This is a genomic window from Campylobacter sp. BCW_6465 (assembly GCF_001762815.1).
In the GTDB taxonomy this organism is placed as follows: Bacteria; Campylobacterota; Campylobacteria; order Campylobacterales; family Campylobacteraceae; genus Campylobacter_D; species Campylobacter_D jejuni.
On record NZ_MJXN01000100.1, the window covers coordinates 338 to 2,725 of the forward strand.

Annotated in this window: 3 protein-coding genes and 1 pseudogene; 1 reads left to right on the plus strand and 3 read right to left on the minus strand. The window is 26.2% G+C overall.

What is annotated here, in order from left to right:
- Positions 1 to 190: 190 nt before the first annotated feature.
- Together AJ886_RS07115 and AJ886_RS07120 are read right to left on the minus strand one after the other, a co-directional pair.
- Complete coding sequence (locus AJ886_RS07115; protein WP_060787619.1) at positions 191 to 433, minus strand: DUF2442 domain-containing protein; 243 nt, start codon at positions 431 to 433, stop codon at positions 191 to 193.
- On the minus strand, positions 417 to 644 hold the full coding sequence (locus tag AJ886_RS07120; RefSeq protein WP_060787620.1) for a DUF4160 domain-containing protein: 228 nt from the start codon (positions 642 to 644) through the stop codon (positions 417 to 419). Before AJ886_RS07120 ends, AJ886_RS07115 begins: the two co-directional genes overlap by 17 nt.
- A 328-nt stretch (positions 645 to 972) precedes the next feature.
- Between AJ886_RS07120 and AJ886_RS07125 the strand changes: the two genes are divergently transcribed.
- Entirely contained in the window at positions 973 to 1,662 is a 690-nt protein-coding gene (locus AJ886_RS07125) for a Fic family protein (RefSeq protein WP_070287080.1), read from the plus strand.
- A 334-nt stretch (positions 1,663 to 1,996) separates the two neighbouring features.
- On the opposite strand, the pseudogene AJ886_RS07130 reads toward AJ886_RS07125, so the two are convergent.
- Positions 1,997 to 2,388 (minus strand): annotated as a pseudogene (locus AJ886_RS07130) (DNA repair protein Rad50); the annotation flags it as partial.

A 2,388-nucleotide genomic window follows, 5' to 3' on the forward strand; every position in this document is an offset into this window, starting at 1 on the left:
ACCCCCTTTCTAAACAATCGGAAGATTAGCCTTATTAGTACTTAAATACAAGCTATATTATAGCAAATTTCATTAAAAAAGCCAAGTTTTTTTGCTATAAAATACCTATTTTTTAGTGGTTTTAACGAGGTTCTTTTTTTTATTTAACTTGGGAAAAGTCACCAAAATCTTCATCGATTTAATTGTATTTTCACGCTACTTTGTTCACATTGCTTTTAAGCATAGCTTCTATACTTAAATGACAGTCTAATTTTTCCCATTCGATGCCTGTATTATCACAGATAAAATGCCATTTTTCTAAATCTTCTGAATTTGCATTTTCAAGTTCTTTATACCATTTTAAAGGAGTTTGGATTATGCGTTCATCCTCTAATAAAACAATAAGATAATCTTTATCGAATTTTACATTCTTTGCCTTAACTAAAGTATTCATTCCATCTCCTTTCAAATTCGAGTCTGTGTTTTTTAACAGTTTCAAGAATAAAAGACAAATCTTTATTTTTAAAATTGCTAAATTGAACTTGTAAATTTTCTAAATTAATTTTCGCAAATTCATTACCTTTCATAATATGAATATGCTTTGGTTCATGTTCGTTTGAATAAAAGAAAAACTTAAAGCCATTGATTTTTAAAAGAGTGGGCATAATTTTCCTTACTTTATTCATATTTTTAATAATTATACTATATTTTCGTGAATTTTGTTAAGTATTTTTGCTGTAAAATACCTATTTTTAGGCTTTTAATAGGATTTTTTTTATTTGACTTGGGAAAATGAATGTAAATTAGTAGCTTTATACACACTCTAACAAAGGCAAGGGGCTTTTCTGTCCTGCGGTTTTGCTAAAAATACTTCCATTTTAAACTTAAAAAACCTAAAGTTTAGATATAATCTCACAAAACGCTTACTATGTCGTTTCATAGTTAGCCTTTAGGGTTATTTCCGCCAAGAGTTAAAACTCAAGGCGGATTTTTATGAAGGAAAGATTTAAAATGAGAAATTTAACTTTAGAAGAAAATATATTTTTAGCAAAAAGAAACCTTGTAGATATTATTTGGAAATCCGCGAATTTAGAAGGTGTAAATGTTACTTTTCCTGAAACTCAAATGATTATAGATGGCTTTAGTGTTCCTGATAAAACAATACAAGATTTAACAATAATTTTAAATCTCAAAAGAGCTTGGAATTATTTGTTTGATACCATTAATGAAAAAGTTAGTTTGAGTTTGATACAGGACTTTAATAGGATTGTAGGCAGAGATTTGGTTCATAAATCAGGATTTTTAAGAACAGCTGATGTTAAAATAAGTGGAACAAATTTTAAACCAAAATTACCTATTGATTATGAGGTTAGTGAAAATATAGAAACAATTTTAAAAAATGAAAATAAAAAAGAAGTAGCATTGGATTTGATGTTATATCTTATGAGAAGTCAATTATTTTTTGATGGAAATAAAAGAACTTCAATGCTAATTGCTAATAAAATTTTAATTGAAAATGGATTCGGTATTTTGGCAATTGCTAAGAATGATATGAATGAGTTTTTTACCCATCTTGTTAAATTCTATGAAACAAACAATAATTATGAAATAAAACAATTTTGTAAAGAAAATTGTATTGAAACAATGATTTTTCATAATGATGAAGAAAAAAACAAATTATAGGAAAGAATTGAGATAACACCCAAATTTTCATATAAAACATTAAAACTTATTCATTCAAAAATACTATAATTAAAGCGTATTAAGCATGGCTACTCTTTCGGTTATAAGAAAGAGGAATAATGAGTAGGATCATTGAGTTTTTAGTTCTTGTCTTAGAATTAATTAACGAGATAATCAAGCTTGTTGATTATCTCACTTAAAAAAACCGTTGAAAATTCTATAAAAACCACACTTAGTCTAAGCTTAATACAATTGTAACAAAAAACACTTAACCGAAAGAGGCGTGGCTTTCGGCTATTTGTTCTTGCAAAGTCTTTATCGTTAATATGTTCTATTATAAAACTTCTATAAAAATTTCTTTACTTTTTAGTTTCTCATAAAAATTTTTTCTTTTATTGGGGTCGTTTGTAGTTACAATGGTAAATCCTGCTTGTTGAATTTTCATGAGAATTTCTTTTGAAATATTCATACTATGGAATAATTTTTTAAAATGTTCAGGTGTCATTACTGCTGCTCTAATATAATGAAAAAATGGATTACCATTTTCTTTATTTTTATTATATTGCATAGTATTATTAAACACTATGTCACTGCTGTAACTAATGTTTTGGAAATTATCTTCTTTGATACGCTTTCTCATCTCATTATAAAATGAAGTTAATTTGTTATTCTCATCTTTAATAAGATTAAGTATAGGATCTGGAATTTTATCTAAATATTGATTTT

What these genes read in the sequence shown, in the direction of transcription:
- AJ886_RS07115 (WP_060787619.1), bottom strand. Translation starts at nt 433, where the DNA reads ATGAATACTTTAGTTAAGGCAAAGAATGTAAAATTCGATAAAGATTAT.
- AJ886_RS07120 (WP_060787620.1), bottom strand. Translation starts at nt 644, where the DNA reads ATGCCCACTCTTTTAAAAATCAATGGCTTTAAGTTTTTCTTTTATTCA.
- AJ886_RS07125 (WP_070287080.1), top strand. Translation starts at nt 973, where the DNA reads ATGAAGGAAAGATTTAAAATGAGAAATTTAACTTTAGAAGAAAATATA.